The sequence below is a fragment of the Caulobacter segnis genome, assembly GCF_031454995.1.
GTDB lineage: Bacteria > Pseudomonadota > Alphaproteobacteria > Caulobacterales > Caulobacteraceae > Caulobacter > Caulobacter segnis_E.
Genome location: NZ_JAVDRV010000001.1, coordinates 1,248,011 through 1,267,716, shown reverse-complemented (window position 1 = coordinate 1,267,716; position 19,706 = coordinate 1,248,011). Strand labels below are relative to the sequence as shown.

Genomic DNA, 19,706 nt, shown 5'->3' with positions numbered 1-19,706 from the left:
CTTCAGCCGGCGACCTTGGATCGCGTCGCGCCTTTCGTCCAGCCGGAGCCCGAGACGCCCGTCGTGGTCCAACGTCTCAGCACGTCGCGCAGGGCTTCCTGGGTCAATGGCTTGACCAGGAAATCGTCCATGCCGGCGGCCAGGCAGGCGCGCTTGTCCTCGTCGAAGGCGTCGGCGGTCAGGGCGGCTATGGGAGCGGCCACGCCCTTGGCGCGGAGCGCGCGGGCGGCGTCGACCCCCGACATGCCAGGCATGCGCACGTCCATCAGGATCAGGTCGTAGGATCCGGCCACGGCGGCGGCGATCGCCTGTTCGCCATCGGCGACACGGTCGACCTTGCAGCCTTCGCGTTCCAGCAGGGTGCGGGCCAGCAAGGCGTTGATCGGGTTGTCCTCGGCCAGCAGCACGCGAACGCCGTGGGCCACGGCGCCGGCGATGCGGTCGTCGTCATGGTGCGGATTTGGGCCGGGCGCGGCCTCGACGGCGTCGGCCTGAAGCACCTGGGCGACCAGCGACGCGGTCCGAAGCGGTTTGATGAGGTAGCCGCTGAAGCCGACGGCCTTGAGCGGATCGATGCGGTCGCGCTGCTCGGGCGTCAGCAACACCACGGCCTTGCGACCGGACGGCGGCTTGAGCCCGCCGCGCGAACCAGACAGCGCCGCGTCGATCAGCAGTACGGCGTCGGCGGGCGCGCCGGTCAGGGCCGCGTTGACGTCGACGGCGGTGAAGGCTCGGCCGCCGGCGGCCTCGATCTGGCGAGCCGTGGCGATGCGGACAATGGCGTTGGGCGAGGCGATCGCCACGTTGCGGCCAGCAAGAGGGGTGTCGCGGGGGGCGGGGGCGGCCGTCTCGAAGGGGGCTTCAAACCAAAACTCGGCGCCATGTCCCAACTCGCCGCCGACGCCGACCTCTCCGCCCATGGCCGTGGCGAGGCGCGAAACGATGGCCAGGCCCAGGCCAGCGCCACCCAGCTGGGTGCTATGGGTGATATCGGTCTGGACGAAGGCTTCGAAGATGCGGGCGCGGGCTTCGGGCGCGACACCCGGCCCCGTATCCGCCACGGAGAAGCGCAGCCGACCGTTCTCGCCGGCCGAGGCGGATAGCAGGACGCCGCCAGCCTCCGTGAACTTCACGGCGTTTCCGGCGAAGTTCAGCAGGATTTGCCGCAAACGGCCTTCGTCGGCCTGGATCACAGGAAGAGGCGCGGTCAGCGCCCAGGCGATCTCCACGCCCTTTTCGTGGGCGCGGGGGCTCATCAGTTCGGCGACCTGGCGCAGCAGGCCTTCGACATCGACCGGCGCCAGGCTCAGTTCGATGGAGGCGGCCCCGAGGCGCGCGAAGTGAAGGACGTCGTTGACCAGGGCGAGCAGATGGTCGCCGCTTTCGCGCAGGGCGGTGACATAGGACCGTTGCTCGGCCGTCAGCTTGGTGTTCTCGAGCAGGCGCGCCATGCCCAGCACGCCGTTCAGGGGCGTGCGGAATTCATGGCTCAGGGTGGCCAGCTGCTCGGGCGTGACGCCGGGTCGCCCAACCGTCGCTTTGGGGTCGCTCATGAGACGCGACCTTAGCCGGTGCGAATTAACGGGGGGTCAACCCTGTAAGGCTTCCTCGCCGACGCTCGCCGTCCGGCGGTAGGCGAGCGCCTCGGCCACGTGCACGCGCCGGACAGCGTCGGCGCCCTCGAGGTCGGCGATGGTGCGGGCTAGCCGCAAGACACGGGTCCAGCCGCGCGCGCTGATGCGCCCCGCCTCAGCCGCGCGAGCCAGTAACGCGCGACCAGGCTCGTCCAGCGCGGTGATCTTTTCAAGAAAGGCGCCTTCCGCCCGGCCATTCAGCGCCTCGCCGCCATCGAGATCCGCGGCGCGCTCCGCCTGCAGGCGGCGGGCGCGGGCCACCCGCGCGGCGGCCTCGGCGGACCCTTCGGAAGGGGGCGGTAGGGACAGATCGGCCGCCGTCACGGCCGGCATGTCGACCGCCAGGTCGATCCGATCCATCAGCGGGCCAGATACGCGCCCCTGGTAATCCTTCTGGCAGCGAGGGGCCTTTCCGCACGCGCCGCGACCCGCGCCGCCGTGACCACAGCGGCATGGCCGCGTTGCCCTATTGTTAGCCGGGGTTCCGGTGCTGCTGCGGGCGAGAAAGCCTGAGATCCTTGCTCTGCAAGGTGAGAGCCTCGGCATGCAGCTCCGGCGGCGGCGGCACGAACTGCACTTACGCCGGATAGACGTGGCGGCAATGCTCGGCACGAGTTGGAAGAGCCTGATGTGGTGGGAGCAGGACGCGCGGGAGCCGCTGCCACGGTTCTATCCGGCTATCATCCGGTTTCTCGGAAGAGAGCCGTGGCCTCAGCCAGTGACGCTTCCGGAACAGCTCCTCGCGGAGCGTCGGCGGAGAGGCCTTACGATCCAGGAAACGGCCAAAGCCGTGGGTGTGGATGAGGGGACGTACGGGCGGTGGGAGAGTGGTGTATGGAAGCCTCAGCTGCGTTTTGGCACTCTTGTCGAAGGCTTTCTGGAGCCTGTCAGCCGACCAATGCGGGAATAGCTCTTGTCCGAGGTTCGTTGAATGCGTTGCGCACTTCTCTAAGCGTATCGAGCGAGAACTTCCCCCAGCTCGGCCCTAGTTTCGTCGTCGAGCAGGTGCCCGTGGCTCGCGAGTAGCGGCGGCAGGTATTTTGTGGCGCACAGGCTTGCATGCATAACCTCACCATTCACCGTGGAGGCCTTCAGCAGTGCCGCGATCTGCTCATCGGTAGCTCTGGGAATGAAGGGGAGGATGCGCTCGAAATTCGCTTCTGCGCCTCGATACGAGCCAGAGCTTTTAATTGCGCGCGTCAGGATGTCGAAGACGAGCGCGAAATCCTTCTTTGCCAGTCCTGGAAGGAGGTCTTTCAGAAGGATGTTCTCGGGATCGACCTTCGTCGATTGAATGTTCGAGATGAACCCCGGCGGGATGGAGCCGTCGAGCGATAGCGGGATGATGCACAGGCCGTCCCGAAACGCCGCGATGCCGGATTCCTGTACGCACCAGGGAGACAGGAAATAATGCTTGCTCAGGATGGGAATGAAGACGTCCGCCTTGCCGATCTCCTCGAGGATCGTAGTGCGCCATTCGTGCGAGACTTGAATGTCCTCGTGAGCGAGGAACGCTTTGATCCCGATCCCATCCAAGAGCTTCTGTACGTGTCCGGCGACTATCTTGTCCGCAGTCTGGTAGCTCAGAAATGCATACATGCTGCTAAGGCCGATGAATGCCAAAGAGGAATTGTGCCGAGTAGATGACAACCCGTTTGACGGACCCATCGGGCGCTCTGGTGGCACGGAACCTCAAACGAAGATCGCTATTTGCAAGTCGGGTCGAAGCATAATTTTCCAAGCTGCGAGCCAGCGCTATCGAAGTCCCGTGATCAGCGTCCTTGTGGACGAGGAACGGGACGCTGCGGCCAAGATTGTCGATGAAAATTCGGCCAGTACGCCTATTCACGTTGAAGCTGGCGACGTTGCCAACGGCTGCGCTCGGCTGGTCGTCAACGACATTGGTCTCGATGTAAGTCTTCGTCTCTTTGTTAAAGGAGAACTTAAAGCTGCCAGCGGAGAAATCGAGCGTCGTGCGGTCGGAAGTTATGACCCTATGCGCTCGTATTAGGGACGGCTCAGCCGCTTCAACCAACGCATCAAAGCTGCCCTGGTGCCTTTCTTCGATAGCCTTCGTCTCGTCGTTCTTAGGTGTAACGCCGGTAGCCCGATTGCCTATGCGTCGGAGCAACTTGAAGGCCAGTGTTGGAATGCCGATCGCGCCGCCAACAATAGCCCCGGCCCATGCTTCAGGGCTCGCTAACGCCAATACAAACTGCGTCTCCCAACTCCCCGCAGTTGGCGGCGCAATGTAGATACGAAATTTGTCGCTGTAGGGAGCCCGGTGTCGCACCTTTCCTTCGACCAGGAAATGCGTCGCTAGGGTGGCAGCATGTGCGATGCCTTCGAGGCTCCACGAACCCTCATCCGCCGGCAAAAGATGGCGATCGGTTCCGTCTTCATATCGATAGGTAAAGAGCGTTTCGCGCGAGTAGCTCTCGGTCGACATTGGTTCCCCCAACCTTCTCGCGAGAATTTAGCGCTATTCACGCACAGCCTGTAAAGCAAAGCTTCGCTTTGTCAGATAGTCGTATCCATCGGCATGGCGTCGGCCAGCTCCGTGAACAGCTCTTTGGGGTCGCCACCCAGCGCCCGGACGATAACCACGAACTCCACTAGATCAATCCGGCGAACGCCGGTCTCGAAATACGAGACGAACTGCTGAGGCCGCCCCAAGCGGCGAGCGAGTTCCACCTGGCTCACGCCCTTCTCAAGACGTAGCTCGCGGACGGCTGCGACCACGGAAGCATAGGCGTCGGTAAAGGCCGACTTCGACATATGGGCTGGAACTCGCTGGACCAGCCCTTCCGCTATACCGGAAATTGCGATACATACTTTTTCAGTACATGTGTTTTCGGTGTTGAGGCGATCGACAAAAGGGCGGGGCGGCTATGGACCGAGTGCGGGCTTCGACATGGGCCTCAATGGCGGAAGCCACTCGCGCCGTGCAGTGATGGAGCTGTCTCCGGCGGCATTGACGGGCCTTTTGGCGGGTGCGCTCCAGGCGGCGGGGTATGGCCTGTATGTCCGCCACGCGCTCCGCGCCGAAACTCGCCCCAATCCCGCGAGCTGGCTCATGTTCGCGTATGGGACCGCGCTCGTCGTCGTGCTTGAGGCGGCGGCCGGCGCATCGTGGCCGATGCTGCTGCTTCCGGCGGTCTGCGCAGCATCGAGTATCTTCGTTGCGGCGCTGGCGTTTCTGCGTGGGGCGACGCTGCGCGACCTGGACCGTGCAGACTTCCTCGCGTTCGTGCTCGATGTCGGCTGTACGCTCGCATACCTCGCGGTCTGGGCCGCACGCGCGGGCGGTCTGGTGCGGCCGGATCTGTTCGAGCTTGCGGCGGTACTGCTCCTCGCCGGAGCGGCCGGCACGAGCATAACCTCCTTCATACCGATCCTGCGCGGCACATACCGCGCGCCGGACCAAGAGCGCCCGTGGCCGTGGATAGTATGGACCGCCGCATATGGCGCGCTCGCCCTCGCGACGCTTATGGCGTCGGCACCATCGGCCCTGCTCATCTATCCCGGCATCAATCTCCTGCTGCATGCGCTCGTGGCAGCGCTGAGCGTCCGCCGGAATGTCGGCGCGTTGGCAGCGGGTCACGTGGCCGGATGAGCGCGGGCTTGCGGAGTGAGGAGGACGGCTTTCTCGCCATCATCGACACCGGGCGTATCGGCCTTGGCGTCTACACCCTCCGGCCGCTCATGGCTGGGGAGCGGGTGTTCGTGATCGAGGGGGCGGAGCGCATCTGGCAGAGTGTCGATGACGATGACGCCCTCGCGAACCCGAACTGGATCTGCATAGGCGAGCATCGCTGGATCGACCCTATAGGTCCCGCGCGCTTCCTGAACCATTCATGCGAGCCGAACCTCGCGTTCCGCGAGCCGCGCGAGTTCGTGGCGATCCGGGATGTTGCGGCCGGCGAAGAGCTAACCTTCGACTACTCCCTGACCGAGTACGAGGCGCTCTGGCGCATGGATTGCCGCTGCGGCGCGGCGAGTTGCCGGGGCGTGGTGCGGGCGATCCAGTTCCTGCCAGTGGCTGTCCTTCGGCACCGCTGGCCCCTCCTCACTCCTCATTTCCGGCGAGTGGCTGCGCAGCGGAAGGATGTGCGTCCCTCCCGCGCGTCGCCCTCACTCATCCTCGACTAGCTACGGGAGACAGCTCATGCAGACCTCATGCCCGCGCACGGTTCGAACGGGCCTTCGGCTCGCCGTACTCGCCGCCATGGCCGTCACGCTCGTCGCGTGCAGCGACAAGCCGTCCTCGTCCCAGGCGCGGCGCGCGTTCGACGAGCAGCTCAAGTCGAGGCTGGGCGCGACGCCGTATCGGATACAGCGGTTCGAGAAGACCAACGGCCAGATCCAGTCCGTCTACGGCACCGAGTTCTATGTCGTCTCGTACAAGGCGACGGTGACATTCCCGCAAGGCATCCGGCCGGAGTGCGTGAGCGCGGGCGGCCGGTTCGTCGGATGGAATTGCTATAACGCGGGGCTCTTCGGGCTCCCGCCGCAGCCTGCCGGCGCGACCGTCAAGTTCGACAGCACGATCCCGCTCCGCAAGACCGAGCGCGGATGGATGCGTGTGACCTGAGCGCCGAGCGGAGGATCGCTATCTTCAGCGTCGGCTGTTTGCGTCCGATCGCCAGGCGGGGCACGTTCCTCATATTCAGGGAGGAGCAGGCGAATGGCTAAGGGTACCCGGCGCAGCTCGGAGACACCCGCGCCACAGGTGGTGTGGACGCCAGCGCCACGGACGGTGATCGCGCACCTAGAGGGAGATCCTAGCGGCAACGACGTGCCCTACGACAAGCTCGGGCAATTGATCGTCCTGCACAACATGCTCGAAGTCGGCCTGTCGATGCTGCTCTCAGCGGTAGCCGGCGTTCACGGGCACGGCATGAGCTTCCCGATCATTAGCGCCCTCGACTACAACCGGAAATGCGAGCTTTTGAAGGGCTTTGCAGGGCAATTTCCGAACGAGAAGGCCCGCATTCGCAAGATCGCGGACCTGGCCGAGAAAATCGGCAAGGGCCGCAATGACGCGGCGCATGGCGTCATCGGCAAAACCAAGGAGCAAGGCTGGGTCGTCCACCGTATGGCTGGCGCGAAGCTGCTTTCTCAGGGAAAGGCAGCCCCGCTCCTTACCGTGCAGGAACTCGTTGACCTCTCGACCGCAGCGGCGGATCTGATCGAACGCATGGAAGCGCTGCGGACGGAATTCGAGGCGGCGCACGCTGCGGTACAGAGCCGGAATGATCAGCTGACGGAGATCATTAGGACTGCTGTGACGAAGGCTCAGGCGGAGGCACGCGCGCCCGACTAGAATCTATGGACCCTGGAACCGAGCCACACGTCGCAAGTCTGTGATGCGAGTTCAACCATTGGCGACCAGGGGCGATCATCGTGCGTGCAATGTCTCAGGCCGGCGCGGCTTCGCTGGCATCATACTCCGTCACCTGTTGCTCGATACGGTCAGCGATCTCGCGCAGAAGCGGGGCGAGTTTTCTGGCAGCCTGTGCGTCCACCTCCGCGTAGGGCGTATCCTTCGGGAGCCCGGTCAACACCACGTCCAGATGAAGGACGTTGGCGAAGGCGATACCCTCCTCTTCGTGCTGCACACGGATCATCGTGGAGATTTCGAAATAGGCGGGTCGGCCAGGAATAGCCGCGTTGTTGATGGTCACATTGCCGTTGCGCTGCGTCGATGCGGGCACCGGCTCCACTTCGAGATTGAAGCTGACCCGTCCATAGCCGAACTCAACGCTCTTCGTCTGAACCATCTTGGAGCATCCCTTCTAGAGGTTAAGTAGCTTCACTTCGAATACCCCGCCGCCTTGGGCGCGGGGCGTTGCGGGGATCGGTCCGATCTGCGCCTCCAGGGCGCGGCGGACCATCGGCGGGATGCTATCGAACGCGAACTCGTAGGACAGCTGCATGGTGCCCTTGAAGGTGTCGCCGTCGATGTAGCCGACCGCCTCGGTTCGCGCCGCCATGCGGATACCAAATGGCATCGGCGCTTTCCCGAAACCAGGAAATGCAACCAGGGCCCCAGCCGGCGTGTAGTTCTCCACGAAGTTCTGGAAGATGGTCGGCCGATCGCGATCCGTTGAAACGTACTCGTCGCTCGAATAGAAATCATAATCATCCTCCCGTTGGAGGAGCGCATTGAGTTCGCCCATCATGGGGGCGGCCTTGGCCATATTGAGCTGGGCGTGCAGGCGTCCATCTGACGCTCGGCTTACCCGGCCGGAGGTGATCGGCAACTCCAGCCCGTTGATGCTATCCATGGCGAGGAGGGCATGATTGCTCTCATGGTCCTCGTACCGCACGAACCCGCCGATAATCTGGACGTTTGACGCGACGCCAGCCGCGAGCGGTTTGCCGGCGTCAGGGACCAACAGCTTGACCTTGCGCTTGATCGCGTCGGGCGAGACGAGGTTGCCGAGCGCCAGAAAGATCTCATCCATCTCCTCAAAGGCCCACGCCATCAGCGGCGCATCGAGTGAGCTGGTTCGGTAGAGGTGGAACTTGCGGCCGTTCGTTACCAGGAAGAACAGCGCCGCGACCTCGGGATGCGCCGCATAGGTGTGGGCCTGTTCCACCGCGTCGCGGGTGATCTCCTCGGAGGGTGCTTTGACTTCGGCAACCCATCGGCCATAGGAGGCGACCTCAAGAATATAGTCGGCACGCCCGGCGAGGTCGGGGTCCTTCTTGGCGTTCTTTCGGCCCAGAAACGCCTTGCCGTACCTGAAGGTCTGTTCCGTTCGGATGCTGGCTTCGGTTCCGTGTGCGTAGCCCAGGCTGGTTAGCAGCGGTCGCACGATCATCTCGCGCACGTCGGTCTCGTTCATGTCGTCGAACTTCGGCATGAGCCCCCATGTCCTCGTGAGATCGCGTGCGAACGTTAGCTGTGCGGCGAGTGACGCGCAGCGTGCGATAATGATGCGACAGATACGGTCGTCGCCGCTTACCTTCTTCTACAAGCCGTCTACTTTTAGCTAGGGGTGATCGGAACAATTTCATGAAGCTAACGGACGACCAGAAACGCGAGCGAGCCGCCCAAATGACCAAGCTCGGCGGTATCCAGCCGATGTACGAGGTCTTCTATCTTGAGGCGCTGACGTACTCAGCCGGGCGCGCGAAGGACGCCTTCGAACGGTTCGACCAGGCCGTCGAGGAAGAGAAGGACGCGGCGACAATCGTCGCAACGGCGCACGAGGCGCTGACCCACGTCGCCGCCCTGTCCCGGTTCTTTTGGCCGGGGCGTGATAAGCCGCTTCATAAGGCCCGAGCGGAAACGCTCCGGAAGGCATTCGGGCTCGACGATGCCTCTCCGCTCGCGGACCGCAGCCTCCGGAATGTTCTGGAACATTTCGACGAACGCCTCGACGAGTTCCTGCTTCAGGACATGGCGGGCTTCTTCTTCCCAAGCCCGATGGTGGACGACGCGAGCCTGAACGACGATGCTCTGGGCTTCATCTTCCGTTTGGTTGATCCTCGGGACGAGATCTTCGTGCTGCTTGGCGAGAGGCACGCGTTTGGTCCCCTGCGAACCGTGGTCGACGAAGTTTTAGAAAAGGCGCATCGAATGGACGGACAGGGTGGTCGATTGTTCGGATAGCCGAACTCACTGCTTCGTCGGAAATTCAGCGTCCCGCGTTGGGTCAAAATCAATCACTTGCTGAACATCTCCCGCAAGGATTGGGTCGCCCCAGACCGCTCCGCGACTCGGCGTGCAAATCATATAGAGGGGGTCGGGGTTGAAAGTTTCGAAAATCGCGATCACTTTCTCGCGCTCACCTGCCTCCACTTCTCCAACAGTGGAGACGTATGAGCGACCATTGTGGCGGTAGTGCACACTGTAGATTTTGCGGTCAGTTGGGGTGAAAGCGACTTTCGAAAGATACTTTCGCACTTCGCTGTATACCTGGTCCGCAATCTCTGCGGTTTCAGCAAACGGAATGAAGAATTTGGGCATCAGAAGCTCCTAGGTCAGATATAAGGCGCTAGTCTCTCCATGCTAGGCTCGCGCGAACTATCGAGCGTGTACGCGCTGAACGGTCGGCTCGGTGTCCCGTCGATCATGAGCTTCAGATAAAAATGGCGGTGTGGCAGCGACACTAGGTCTTCCGCGCTGAACGTCGATACAAACTCCCGCGCCACCAACGGGGCGTCTTCTACCCCGAGCCGAAAGGCTATCAAGGTCCCCACGTTTCCAAGCACCGCGTGACGGGTCGCAGGTTCGATCTGCGCGAGATGCTGGGCCGCGAGCACCAACGCCAGGCCCGTCTTACGGAGTTCGGCCAGCATCCCCGCTAGGGCCTGGGTGGTGAAGGTCGGAAACTCGTCCACGTAGAGAGTGAACGGTCGGCGCGACGCGGGCGGCAGGTCTGCCCGCGAGAGCGCGGCGAGGCCGAGGGTCGAGACGAGCATGCTCCCCAGGGTCGCCGCGCTGTCTTCCCCGATCTGCCCCTTCGCCAGGTTCACGATGAGCGAGCGGCCCTCGTCCATGAGGCTGCGGAACCGCAGGTCTATCGGGGGTGCGGCCAGAATGCGCAGGAGACGGGGGTCTGACAGGAGCGCGCCGACCTTGTTCACGATTGGCCCGGTAAGCTCCGCCTGTCGGGCCGGCGTGGCTCGTTCGAATTCCTCACGCCAGAACGCGCGTACTACCTGGTTCTCCAGGCGTGCGGAGACCTGCACCCGGAAGACCGGATCGCGATAGAGGCGCAGGATGTCAGGGAGGGTGGAGCCTTCCCGCTCCAGGAGGGCGTACAGGGTGTTCCGCAGCACGTGCTCCATGCGTACGCCCCAGGCCTCCGGCCAGAGCTTCCGGAGCGTCTCGAGGAGACCGGAGGCGGCCAGCGGGATGCGGTCCGCGCGCACACGGCGCAGCGGGTTGTACCCGTAGGGCTGGGAGAGGTCGGCGGCGTCCAGGTAGTGGACGCGTTCGCGCGCCTCCCCCGCCGTTGCGCGCCAGACGCGATCGGCCAAGTCCCCGTGCGGATCGAGAAGGGCGAAGCCGCGGCCGGCAGCGAGGTCGCCACGGGCGAGCAGCTCTATGAGGCTGCTCTTGCCCGCGCCAGTCCGGCCCAGCAGCATCATGTGGAACCGGCGATCCGCCTGGCGGATGCCAAACTGGCGTCCACCGCCGCGCCCGACGGTCTGACCAAAGTACGAGATGTCCGGGTCGAGCATGTTCCCATGCTCCCCCGCCTCGGGTGTGACCGCACGGCGGCCTTTTGTTCGACCTTGGGAAAACTAGACCACAAACGTTACGCTATACCTAGCGCGCGTAGTGGCTACGTAGAATTTAGATATATCTCCGGCGACGGCGATATCCTTCTTCTTTAGGTATTGCTTCATGGGGTTTGTGGGGAAAATAAGAACGCGGTCAAAGGTTCGCCCTTTCGAAATACCAATATTCATGGCGGGGAGCCCCAGCGTATCGGAGTTTCTGTTCCAACGAAGGATGGTCGGATTATATTTCGCGTAGTAGTCGGGTACTTCCTTCGGCGTTATTTCAAAGACGCCATCGTGGTCCGTCACCTCATCGTTTTTTGAAACGGCCTTTGGGAGGTGGGGATACAGAGCATCCGCAAAATTGCAGATGACCTGGTTTGAGCGCCAGGTGTCTGTCAGCTCTTCCATCCGCACTTTATCGGCACGCACTAGAGCTTCGACCCACTCAATAATCTTAGCGCGGGCTACCCCTTTGTTTTTCTGGCCACGGTTGGTGCTGTAAGTTGCCTGGCGTGGATCGCCCACCGCGCGAACGTCTATCCGAGACTGGAAGAGTTTTTCCAGCAATATAAGGTCGTATCCAGCCATATCTTGGAGCTCATCAATAAATATATGGCTGTAGATACCTTCGAGGCGGCGAACTACTCGCCCCCCGGTCTTCTCGTCTGCAAAGCAAACGAAATCGGAAACACGGTCACGAAAGATGTCTCCGGCAGAGGTAAAGAAGTAACCGCCACCGTCGTCCCTGCGGAAGCGAGCAACAGGAGGTAGGTCGATCAAGGCCACCGAAGGAGAGAGCTCAACCCTTGAGGCCAAGTTCTGGTACGGTCGTACGCCCTCGCTAAATAAGAAGCTGAACCATGTCGAGACTGTGATGTTCGTGGGAACGTAGCCGAACCGCTCAATCAGGCAGTTGCGGATATGATCGGTGTTCTCGTTTGTGAACGTGGTAATCAAGATCCGCGCTTTTGGGAGCGACGCCGCCTCGGATACTAAGCGCGTGGTCTTTCCAGAACCGGCACTAGCGATAAGTACGAGGCCGGCCATAGTCTAGAGCGCGTCCTGAATATACTTCGGATAAACTATCTCCTCGTCGCTTTCGAATATCTTGAGTGCACTTTCGGTCTTGTTCTCGTTTTTGACCATGAACTCCCCTAGTGCGGTCTTGTCAGCATGGGCCGTTCCCAGGATCTTGTTTAAGATCTCGAGCTTGTTGCACTTCACAATTTGCAGTTCGAGTGTGCGCGCGTCCTCATCAGCATCGGCGTGGATCGCGATCGTTTTGCAATCGTCATACGGACGATATCGTTCAACAATCTTGCCCTGATAGTCGCCATCGTTATCCGTGACGACGCAGACGCTCTTCCCTAGTTCTTTGGCAATATCGAGGAAGCGTGGGAAAGAAAGGCCTCGTACATTGATGATGTCGACGCCGTCGTCAGCGGGAGGATGCCCGTGCTTGGCGCGGTAGGCGCGCTGCACGATCAATTCGTCAGACGGCCCCTCAACAAGGATGCTGCGCTCCGCGAGGATGATCCTCAGCGTGTCGTAGCCCGAGAGCTTTTTGAAGTACTTCTCAGTTTCGGGCGGCAACCTGTTTAGAGATGTAGTTGAGCCGTTGTGCAACAGGATTGTCTTTTCCATGCCCAATTTATTGAGCACGTAGGCGCTGTGGGTCGTTAAGATGATCTGCTTGCCTTTGCACTTCTCCTGGATCTTGGCGATGAGCTTCTGCATCGAGGAAAACGAGAGATGATTTTCAGGCTCTTCGATCAGAATAATATGTGCATCGCTCGCCTGTCGTTCTAGCGCGAGCATTATCTTCAGTGCGCTCTGTTCACCCTTCCCGATGAGGTGAAATGGAAGATCGTCAAGATGTGGTATGAGGCTTGCCTCCCAATTACTCTTCTGGGAGACATCAATTCCGATGGCGAGATCTTTATCAGTTATAGCTCCCTTGCGCTGCGTGAGCTTCTCGTTGATGGCTTTGATGGCCGCTTCGTCGGCGAACTTCTCTTTCAGGCCGCGATACGCAACGGATAGGGCGGCACGTTCCTTCGCCTCCATCCCGCTATTGATAATGCTTTGGAGGTAGAAGTCGGTGCCGCTTTGCAGTCGGATTGCCGTGGCGTCGATATATGACAGCCCCAGCGGCATACCCCTTGGGGTGAGAGGTGCGCCTCCAAAAGTGCGCCAGTGGACGGTGTAGAATTCAGTAGGGAGGGCTTTTATCTCAGCCGGATGGGCGAGTAGCGCTCCATAATCCGATGCAAACTCGTCGTTGAAGGCGACTTCCAATCGGACACCAATGGCATCAGACTTTTCGTGATTGTGACTGCCCCTGAAAGCGCTCACGGCCTCGGTTTCAGCGAGATACGCCTCAATCGCGATACGAGGTAACGGTGGGCGCTCCCCTTTCCAGATGCGACCCAGGTACTCATCGACCACCTTTTTGTTGAATAGGAACGCTGCAAGCTCTCCCTCAAGGAGGCGGCCACCGATGCGCTTCGTAAGTACCAGGCCTATGGCTTCAAGGATTGAGGACTTACCCGCCTCGTTATTGCCAACGATGATGTTCAAGTCATCGTTCAGATCCATTTCAAAGGCTCGAAATCCTTTGAAGTTCTCGATGTAGATTTTCGTGATCATAGGGGCAACCAGTGAGGGCGATATGCCTCAGCTCTCCGCCATGGTAGCGCTTGCCCGTCAGTTCGCAAACTCTGGCCCTTAAGCGTAGGCCTCTAGTGAGAGAGGTACTCGCCCGAAGCAAGCTCCCCGCCGTGGAGTAGGTCCCGATGCGTCCAGACCTTCCGGAGATAGGCTTTCAGACGATCCGCCCGATGCTGCTCGGGAGCAGCAGGTCCGGCCTTGGGTCGCTGGTGGGAATGGTTCGAAGTTTTTTGGCCTCGGTGCACTGAGTTGGGTTCCGAGTGCGAATACTCCTCGAAAATCCTTGTGCTGCTTAGCGATTTGCCGGTTCGAAAGCCCTCTTCGGCGCTGTATTCCAGCCGCCCCTCAAACAGCAGGAAAAACAGCTGGTGCTTGGCGGCAGCATCGGCAGAAACCCAAATGGATATTGGGCTTTCGAGCATCTGAATGGCCCCATGAAGGGCGGTTCGATAGTCCACCTCTAGGTCGGCGTTGATCGCCGCTTGTTGGGTGATTTCGGCGAGCCGCGCGTCGGCCCTTTCGATCTGCGCCTCGTACGACTGGCGCACGGCCGCGCTCGTGGCAGCGCGTGCGAGCGCCGCGTACTCCCCGATCTCCAATTCCAGCGCTGCCTTCTCGCGTACGCAGTCGGCGACGGAGTTGCGCCAATCCGTCAGCTCCTCCCGCCAGGCGCGGTCGAAGGTCGCCACAACAACGCGACCGACGCTGCGCTTGAGGCGGTTGCGCTTAAGCGTGTCGGCGAACGCCTCTTCCAGGTCAGCCTTCCGGAACATTTTCGAGCGGCGCGGGCACGTGCGATTGCAGCAGTAATAGTAGGGATAGTGGTGGCTGCGGCCACGGGAGAACGCCCCGGTGAGCTTCTTCTGACAGCCGCCACACACGATCAGGCCCCGCAGGGGGAAATCATCGGAGAGATCCTGCCGGATACGGGAGGTGCGGGCCGGCTCTAGGCGCGCCTGGATGCGCGCGAACGTCTGGCGGGTGATGAGTGGCTTATGGTGCCCGCGCCGGCGTGAGACATCCCACGGCGGGTATTCAAGATCGCCGCAGTAAAATGGATCGCGCAGCAGCGCCGAGGCTTGCGTCAGATACTTCTTCGGATTGGCCGTGCGCCAGAATGATTTCTCCGCGAGGAAGCGGCAGAAGTCCGCTGGCCTGGCGAACCGACCGTTCGCGAACCCGTTCAGCGCCTCGGCGAGTACCTTTCCCTCGGCGTTCGGCACACAGAGCTTGCCGTGCTCCTTCGTGCTTACGATGTCATAGCCCTTCTTCCCCGAGAACGCCCAGTATCCGCGCTCCAGGCGGGCCTTGGTCTTCTGGATCACTTGCCGGCGGTTCTGGAGCCGCTCTAGCTCGCCTTGTGCGGCAATCACCACCTCGGCGAACCGCCCCTCCGGGCTCTCATCGAAATTGTAATTGAGACAGGCAAGTTGCACGTCGCGGGCGCGGAAGGAGTGGCGCAGCCGAATGTGGAATTCGGTGTCGCGGGCGAACCGCTTGAGATCGTCGAACACGACGACGAACGACTTCCCAGGCGAGGCGTCGATGTGGGCGAGCATCTCGCGCATGGCCGGCCGTTGAAGGAAGTCGCCGCCTCCGGTGAACCGGTCGGCGAACGCGCGATCGAACGGCACCTGTGCGGCCGCCAGGAACTGCTGGCATCGGAGATCCTGCGCCTCGCCGTCCTGCCCCTTCGTCGATACGCGCGAATAGGTCAGACCCACCCGCCCAGCGTAGGGCGAGGTAGGCGGTGCGCCCTGGATGGTGCGTTGACTAGGGGTCATGGATAGGGGGGTAGAGGCGCTCGAACCGGGCTCGTACGATCGAGCGGCAGAGCCGCTCAATGTAGTCGAGGCGCTGGATGATGATCGCGTCGGAGCTGACGAAATCGCTCATCATGTCGCGGTACTCGGCGACGGAAACGAGGCCATCCCAAGTATGGGGCGCCAGGCCGATTTCTGCATCTGCGCCAAGGGCGCTGTGCACGTCCCTGATGTCCCGCTCGTCCCCCGTGTCCCGCTGTCCGCGCTTGGCCGGCATACGCAGTTAGGATGCGCGAAGCGCCGGCGCGCGGCACGGCGGCCCTTGGCTCACGGTCGGGCCAAAGGCCGCCGTGCGGCATAGCCGAGGTCCGGTAGCGTGGGGATATGCCCCCGCCAGAGAAGGAAAAACGACCGATAGGCACGCCTACGGTGTCGCGCGTCTTCGACGACGGCACCCTGGTCGAGCTGCTCTATGATCCGGATGCTCGCACCACGGCGTTCGCCGTGCGCGCCGCTGACGGCACCCTCCGGGTCGAAGAGACGGTCGTCGCGGCCGAGGGCCTGCTGACCCCGTACTCCCCCACCAACAACCTCCTCACCTCCGGCTGCGTGCTCCTGCCGTCGGCCATCGGGGACGAGGTGGAGAAGGGGGACTTGCTCAGCACTATACGCGCGTATCTCGGCCGCTACGTCAGCCTGTCCCCAACCTTCGCGGAAATTGCCGCGCACTACGTGCTGCTCACGTGGGTCTATGACGCCTTCAACGAGCTGCCTTACCTCAGGGTCCAGGGTACGCCCGGCTCGGGCAAGACGCGCTTCCTGCTGGTGCTCGGAGCCATTTGCTACAAGCCCTTCTTCGCCTCCGGCGCGTCCACCGTCAGCCCGATCTTCCATATCCTCGACGGCTTCCAGGGGACGCTCATCCTGGACGAAGCGGACTTCCGGTTTAGCGACACAACGGCCGAGCTGACCAAGGTCTTGAACAACGGCAACGTGCGCGGCCTGCCGGTCCTGCGCACCATGGCTAATCGCCACCGCGAGCTGAACCCCACGGCGTTCCGGGTCTTCGGGCCGAAGATCGTCGGGATGCGTGGCCCGTTCGCGGACGACGCGCTCGAAACCCGCTTCATCACCGAGACGATGGGTGGCCGTCCGCTTGACCCGATCATCCCGATACACCTGCCCCACATCTACCGCGCCGAGGCGCAAGAGCTACGCAATCTGCTGCTCACCTATCGCCTCCGGCATTGGGGAGACGTGGCACCCGACCCAGCGCGCCTCATTGAAGGCGTTTCGGCCCGTACGAATCAGACCGCGCTTGCTCTCCTCTCCGTCATCGACGACGCCGAGATGCGCAGCGAAGTCGCGGCGCGCTTGGCGGATACCGCGCCCCGCGCCATCGCGCCTCGGGCCTCGCTTGACGCCCTGATGATTGAGGCGGTCGCGGAGACCTTTGCCACCGGCTCCGGCGCGCACGCGGCGGTCCGCGACATCGCCGACCGGTTCAACGCCAAGACGATTGAGCGCTTCGCCACGCCGATGACGAACAAGTGGATCGGAGCGTACCTCCGGACCCGATTTGGTCTAGCCACCACGAAGACGCGGGGCCTCTATGTCGTGCCGGCGACAGAGCGAGAACGGGTAAACACCATCGCTGCCGGACACCCTAGCCAAGCTATGCGCTAACTCGCGCCACTCATCGCCACGATCCTTGTATATGGAGCGTCGCGGGCCAAAGCCGATCCTCCGTGAGCGAAAGTGCTTCGCGGATACGGACGGCAGACACGAGTTCTAGCACTTCCAGATAGCCGGACCCGATCCGGCGAAGCACCCAGCAGTCGACGCTGCCGTTATCGGTCTCAAGACGGGCACGCCACACCTGCGCACGCCCCTTTTCTCCGCCAGCACTGCCCGGACGCAGGGTGTTGCCGACGATCGCGTCCTGCGGAATTTCGAACAACGCGACGAACTGTCGGTGATCAAGTTCGCTGATGTTGGCCCAACCGCGCGTTGCCAACGCCGACGGCAGTTTTTGGTATCTGAAGTTCAGCGTGCCGGGAGCGAGCGTCTCGGGCCAGTCGTCGGGAGCATCCGAGATATCCGATCGCCCTGGAACCCGCATATCCTTCGCGAAGCAGTGCATGCCGCCGGTGATCACGCCCCGGAACGTGAGTTCATCCATGGCGTCGCCCTCCTGCGTTTTCATGCGCCAGTCTCGAACCCGATCCATTCGACTTTCAATCCAGTCCGCGAGCTTCTCAGTCTCCTCCAGCGCAGCAAAGAGGCTTCCGCGACTGACGGTGAGAAAGGGCGACAGGAGCGTGTCCCCTTCAGGCAAGTTCCTGACCTCGGCCTCTGACGCGAATATCGGGCGGGGGTGCTTGCGCAGTGTCGCCCGGTCATGGGTCGCAGTGAAGCTTGCCAGGTGGTCGCCATGTTGAACGCGGTTGCGCGCCCGCACGACTTGGTCAATCACGTCGAACCGCACGCCCGCGTCCGCCCCGTCGTCCTCAAAAATGCTCGCCAGCGCGGCGAGATAAGCGGTCACAAAGCCGTCCTTCTGCGCGATCGCGTTTCCTTTGTCGGTCAGCGAAAAGCCGATCACAAGACCAGCCAGAGTTTGGAAGTAGAGCTTGAGCGTGTCGGATAGGATCGACACGCATGCGCGCCCGATCATCTCTAGCGAGGTATCCGCCTCCTCCCATTCTATCTGGTAGGCAGGTTCCCCGCTCTCGCTATAGGGAGGGCTGTCGAAGGGCGGCAACTCGCACTCGATCTGCGCCTTGATCGTCCTGAACGGCTCCGCCGCCTGATCGTAGAAGCGGCGAATAAAGCTCGTGCGCTGACGAAGAAAATATGTGGCGTCCACGCCGCCCTCCCTGCGCAGCGAGCTTGAGGAAGATTTTATCTCTGCTCCAGCTTTCTCTTATCTCGCGAGCGATACTATCCCCATGTCATTCTCACGGCTGGTCCAAAGGCCGCCTCCCAATGGACGCCGATCACCGCCATCATGAAGCGGCGTGGTTTGCGCGAGCCCGCCCTTATTCCCTCATGCTCCCTTTCCATGAAGCTACACCGCAAACGCTGGGCGCTTAGTCAGGTTGAACTCGGCCACCTTATCGGCACCTCGAAGTCGACAATCTCGCGACTGGAGCGGGGCGACTTCGCGCCGCCCGTGCGGACGCTGTTGGCGCTGGAGGTCGTTTTCGGGCTCTCCGCCCGTGCACTCGTCCCTCGTATCTATGCAGAGATCGAAGAACGGGTGATGCGGCGGGCGGCAGGGCTTTCCATCGAGATCGAAGCGGCGCGCGACCCCGAAGGTGCGATCAAGCGCGAGCTGCTGGCGGATATGATGAGCCGGGCAGGTAATACAGCAAGCGCATGACAGCCGTCACGACGGCGCGCCTGGGGCTTGTCCTCGGGGTACATCCCCATGCGCACGGTTTTGGGTGGGCCGCGTTCGACGGGCCGCTCAGCCTCTATGATTGGGAGACCGCTCGCGCCCGTGGCAACAAGAACGAGGTCGCGTTTCAACGATTTGAGCGGTTGCTGGATCGCCTCGCGCCGTTGACCGTCGTGTTCGAAGCGTTCGAAGGGCGTGGTGCCATGCGGTCGCCTCGGGTGGTGCGGCTGTGCCGCGCGATGGTCGCCGCTACCGCCGTGCGCGGGATCGAGGTGGCTGTCTATTCTCGCGGGGACATCCGGGCTTCCTTCGCGCATCTGGGCGCGGTGAGCCGCTACGAGACGGCGCAGGTGATTGCCACGCTCTTCGAGCCGCTCCGCCCGACCCTGCCGGCGAGGCGGTCCGCCTGGGCTGCTGACGATCAGCGGCTTGGTATCTTCAACGCGGTGGCGGCGGTGCTAACCCACTTTCAGCGGGATGCTCAGACCTTTCTCGATAGTCTAGCACGGCGTTAGCACTACCGGTTCGGTTCAGACAATTGCCCGACTATCCACGAGATAGTCAGGTTCTTGTGAGGTTGAGGTGGATCTTCAGGGCAATTGGGGGGGTGGTTTTCAGAATTAGTGAATTGACCATCCATTAACCAAGAAACTCATTAAGAACACGGCTCGATGATTAAAAATGTATTAAGAAAAACGGCCCGAAACGCATGGTTTCGAGCCGTTATCTATTTGCATTTGACTCGGTAGTGGTCCGTGTCATGCTATAAGTGCTCCGGGGACCAGGCGATGTGCCGTCGCCAGGTCCTAGATGTCGGGGTGGTCTACGACTGAAGGAAAGGAACCTCCAATGTCTCCCCTGCATCCGCGCTCCGGAACCGGTGCGCACTTCGTCCGCTGGACGAAGCAACAACTTCTTACCATCGTAGTCATAACGTTTCCCTGGTGGGTAAACGCCCTACTTCACGAAATGGCTGAACCAGCTTGCCGC

22 protein-coding genes and 1 pseudogene are annotated in these 19,706 nt (G+C 61.9%); 9 read left to right on the top strand and 14 right to left on the bottom strand.

Annotated elements, in window-relative coordinates:
- Positions 1 to 2: 2 nt before the first annotated feature.
- Together J2728_RS05900 and J2728_RS05895 are read right to left on the bottom strand one after the other, a co-directional pair.
- Positions 3 to 1,553 (bottom strand): response regulator, encoded by a 1,551-nt coding sequence (locus tag J2728_RS05900; RefSeq protein WP_309997425.1) that lies wholly within the window; start codon positions 1,551 to 1,553, stop codon positions 3 to 5.
- A gap of 36 nt (positions 1,554 to 1,589) precedes the next feature.
- A pseudogene (locus J2728_RS05895) lies at positions 1,590 to 2,099 on the bottom strand (magnesium chelatase subunit ChlI family protein); the annotation flags it as partial.
- A 79-nt stretch (positions 2,100 to 2,178) separates the two neighbouring features.
- Here J2728_RS05895 and J2728_RS22250 point away from each other — a divergent pair.
- Positions 2,179 to 2,544: a helix-turn-helix domain-containing protein gene (locus tag J2728_RS22250; RefSeq protein ID WP_404979710.1), complete on the top strand. Its 366-nt coding sequence runs from the start codon at positions 2,179 to 2,181 to the stop codon at positions 2,542 to 2,544.
- Between the two features lie 38 nt (positions 2,545 to 2,582).
- Here J2728_RS22250 and J2728_RS05890 read toward each other — a convergent pair whose 3' ends face one another.
- From J2728_RS05890 to J2728_RS05880, 3 genes are all read right to left on the bottom strand, one after another.
- Positions 2,583 to 3,257, bottom strand: coding sequence for a toll/interleukin-1 receptor domain-containing protein (locus tag J2728_RS05890; protein ID WP_309997423.1), 675 nt, complete (start codon positions 3,255 to 3,257; stop codon positions 2,583 to 2,585).
- Entirely contained in the window at positions 3,238 to 4,083 is an 846-nt protein-coding gene (locus J2728_RS05885) for a DUF7946 domain-containing protein (RefSeq protein ID WP_309997422.1), read from the bottom strand. The genes J2728_RS05890 and J2728_RS05885 overlap by 20 nt, the downstream gene beginning before the upstream one ends.
- A 71-nt stretch (positions 4,084 to 4,154) precedes the next feature.
- Complete coding sequence (locus J2728_RS05880) at positions 4,155 to 4,412, bottom strand: helix-turn-helix domain-containing protein (RefSeq protein WP_309997420.1); 258 nt, start codon at positions 4,410 to 4,412, stop codon at positions 4,155 to 4,157.
- Between the two features lie 136 nt (positions 4,413 to 4,548).
- Here J2728_RS05880 and J2728_RS05875 point away from each other — a divergent pair, with 136 nt between their 5' ends.
- From J2728_RS05875 to J2728_RS05860, 4 genes are all read left to right on the top strand, one after another.
- Entirely contained in the window at positions 4,549 to 5,250 is a 702-nt protein-coding gene (locus J2728_RS05875; RefSeq protein ID WP_309997419.1) for a hypothetical protein, read from the top strand.
- Entirely contained in the window at positions 5,247 to 5,786 is a 540-nt protein-coding gene (locus J2728_RS05870; RefSeq protein WP_309997418.1) for an SET domain-containing protein, read from the top strand. The genes J2728_RS05875 and J2728_RS05870 overlap by 4 nt, the downstream gene beginning before the upstream one ends.
- A gap of 16 nt (positions 5,787 to 5,802) precedes the next feature.
- The gene (locus tag J2728_RS05865) at positions 5,803 to 6,228 is read left to right on the top strand and encodes a hypothetical protein (protein ID WP_309997416.1); all 426 of its coding nucleotides are present in this window, start codon (positions 5,803 to 5,805) and stop codon (positions 6,226 to 6,228) included.
- Positions 6,229 to 6,321: 93 nt separating this feature from the next.
- Positions 6,322 to 6,960: a hypothetical protein gene (locus J2728_RS05860; protein WP_309997415.1), complete on the top strand. Its 639-nt coding sequence runs from the start codon at positions 6,322 to 6,324 to the stop codon at positions 6,958 to 6,960.
- Between the two features lie 94 nt (positions 6,961 to 7,054).
- Here J2728_RS05860 and J2728_RS05855 read toward each other — a convergent pair whose 3' ends face one another.
- On the bottom strand, positions 7,055 to 7,417 hold the full coding sequence (locus tag J2728_RS05855; RefSeq protein WP_309997413.1) for a hypothetical protein: 363 nt from the start codon (positions 7,415 to 7,417) through the stop codon (positions 7,055 to 7,057).
- A gap of 15 nt (positions 7,418 to 7,432) precedes the next feature.
- Positions 7,433 to 8,506 (bottom strand): type I restriction enzyme HsdR N-terminal domain-containing protein, encoded by a 1,074-nt coding sequence (locus J2728_RS05850; protein WP_309997411.1) that lies wholly within the window; start codon positions 8,504 to 8,506, stop codon positions 7,433 to 7,435.
- Positions 8,507 to 8,700: 194 nt separating this feature from the next.
- Between J2728_RS05850 and J2728_RS05845 the strand changes: the two genes are divergently transcribed.
- Positions 8,701 to 9,258, top strand: coding sequence for a hypothetical protein (locus J2728_RS05845; RefSeq protein ID WP_309997409.1), 558 nt, complete (start codon positions 8,701 to 8,703; stop codon positions 9,256 to 9,258).
- Positions 9,259 to 9,264: 6 nt separating this feature from the next.
- On the opposite strand, the gene J2728_RS05840 is transcribed toward J2728_RS05845, so the two are convergent.
- The 6 genes from J2728_RS05840 to J2728_RS05815 form a co-directional block, all read right to left on the bottom strand.
- Positions 9,265 to 9,615, bottom strand: coding sequence for a hypothetical protein (locus J2728_RS05840; RefSeq protein ID WP_309997406.1), 351 nt, complete (start codon positions 9,613 to 9,615; stop codon positions 9,265 to 9,267).
- A 14-nt stretch (positions 9,616 to 9,629) separates the two neighbouring features.
- Complete coding sequence (locus J2728_RS05835) at positions 9,630 to 10,835, bottom strand: type IV secretory system conjugative DNA transfer family protein (RefSeq protein ID WP_309997405.1); 1,206 nt, start codon at positions 10,833 to 10,835, stop codon at positions 9,630 to 9,632.
- A 63-nt stretch (positions 10,836 to 10,898) separates the two neighbouring features.
- Positions 10,899 to 11,927: a UvrD-helicase domain-containing protein gene (locus J2728_RS05830; protein WP_309997404.1), complete on the bottom strand. Its 1,029-nt coding sequence runs from the start codon at positions 11,925 to 11,927 to the stop codon at positions 10,899 to 10,901.
- A gap of 3 nt (positions 11,928 to 11,930) precedes the next feature.
- On the bottom strand, positions 11,931 to 13,529 hold the full coding sequence (locus J2728_RS05825; RefSeq protein ID WP_309997402.1) for an ATP-dependent nuclease: 1,599 nt from the start codon (positions 13,527 to 13,529) through the stop codon (positions 11,931 to 11,933).
- 92 nt (positions 13,530 to 13,621) lie between these two features.
- Complete coding sequence (locus tag J2728_RS05820) at positions 13,622 to 15,274, bottom strand: recombinase family protein (protein WP_309997400.1); 1,653 nt, start codon at positions 15,272 to 15,274, stop codon at positions 13,622 to 13,624.
- A 49-nt stretch (positions 15,275 to 15,323) separates the two neighbouring features.
- The gene (locus tag J2728_RS05815) at positions 15,324 to 15,536 is read right to left on the bottom strand and encodes a hypothetical protein (RefSeq protein ID WP_309997399.1); all 213 of its coding nucleotides are present in this window, start codon (positions 15,534 to 15,536) and stop codon (positions 15,324 to 15,326) included.
- A 206-nt stretch (positions 15,537 to 15,742) separates the two neighbouring features.
- Here J2728_RS05815 and J2728_RS05810 point away from each other — a divergent pair, with 206 nt between their 5' ends.
- On the top strand, positions 15,743 to 16,999 hold the full coding sequence (locus tag J2728_RS05810; protein WP_309997397.1) for a hypothetical protein: 1,257 nt from the start codon (positions 15,743 to 15,745) through the stop codon (positions 16,997 to 16,999).
- A gap of 10 nt (positions 17,000 to 17,009) precedes the next feature.
- Here J2728_RS05810 and J2728_RS05805 read toward each other — a convergent pair whose 3' ends face one another.
- Positions 17,010 to 18,182: a hypothetical protein gene (locus J2728_RS05805; RefSeq protein ID WP_309997395.1), complete on the bottom strand. Its 1,173-nt coding sequence runs from the start codon at positions 18,180 to 18,182 to the stop codon at positions 17,010 to 17,012.
- A gap of 156 nt (positions 18,183 to 18,338) precedes the next feature.
- On the opposite strand from J2728_RS05805, the gene J2728_RS05800 reads away from it, so the two are divergent.
- Together J2728_RS05800 and J2728_RS05795 are read left to right on the top strand one after the other, a co-directional pair.
- Positions 18,339 to 18,698, top strand: a complete 360-nt coding sequence (locus J2728_RS05800; protein ID WP_309997393.1) for a helix-turn-helix transcriptional regulator — start codon at positions 18,339 to 18,341, stop codon at positions 18,696 to 18,698.
- Complete coding sequence (locus J2728_RS05795; protein ID WP_309997391.1) at positions 18,695 to 19,231, top strand: hypothetical protein; 537 nt, start codon at positions 18,695 to 18,697, stop codon at positions 19,229 to 19,231. The genes J2728_RS05800 and J2728_RS05795 overlap by 4 nt, the downstream gene beginning before the upstream one ends.
- The last annotated feature ends 475 nt before the right edge of the window (positions 19,232 to 19,706 follow it).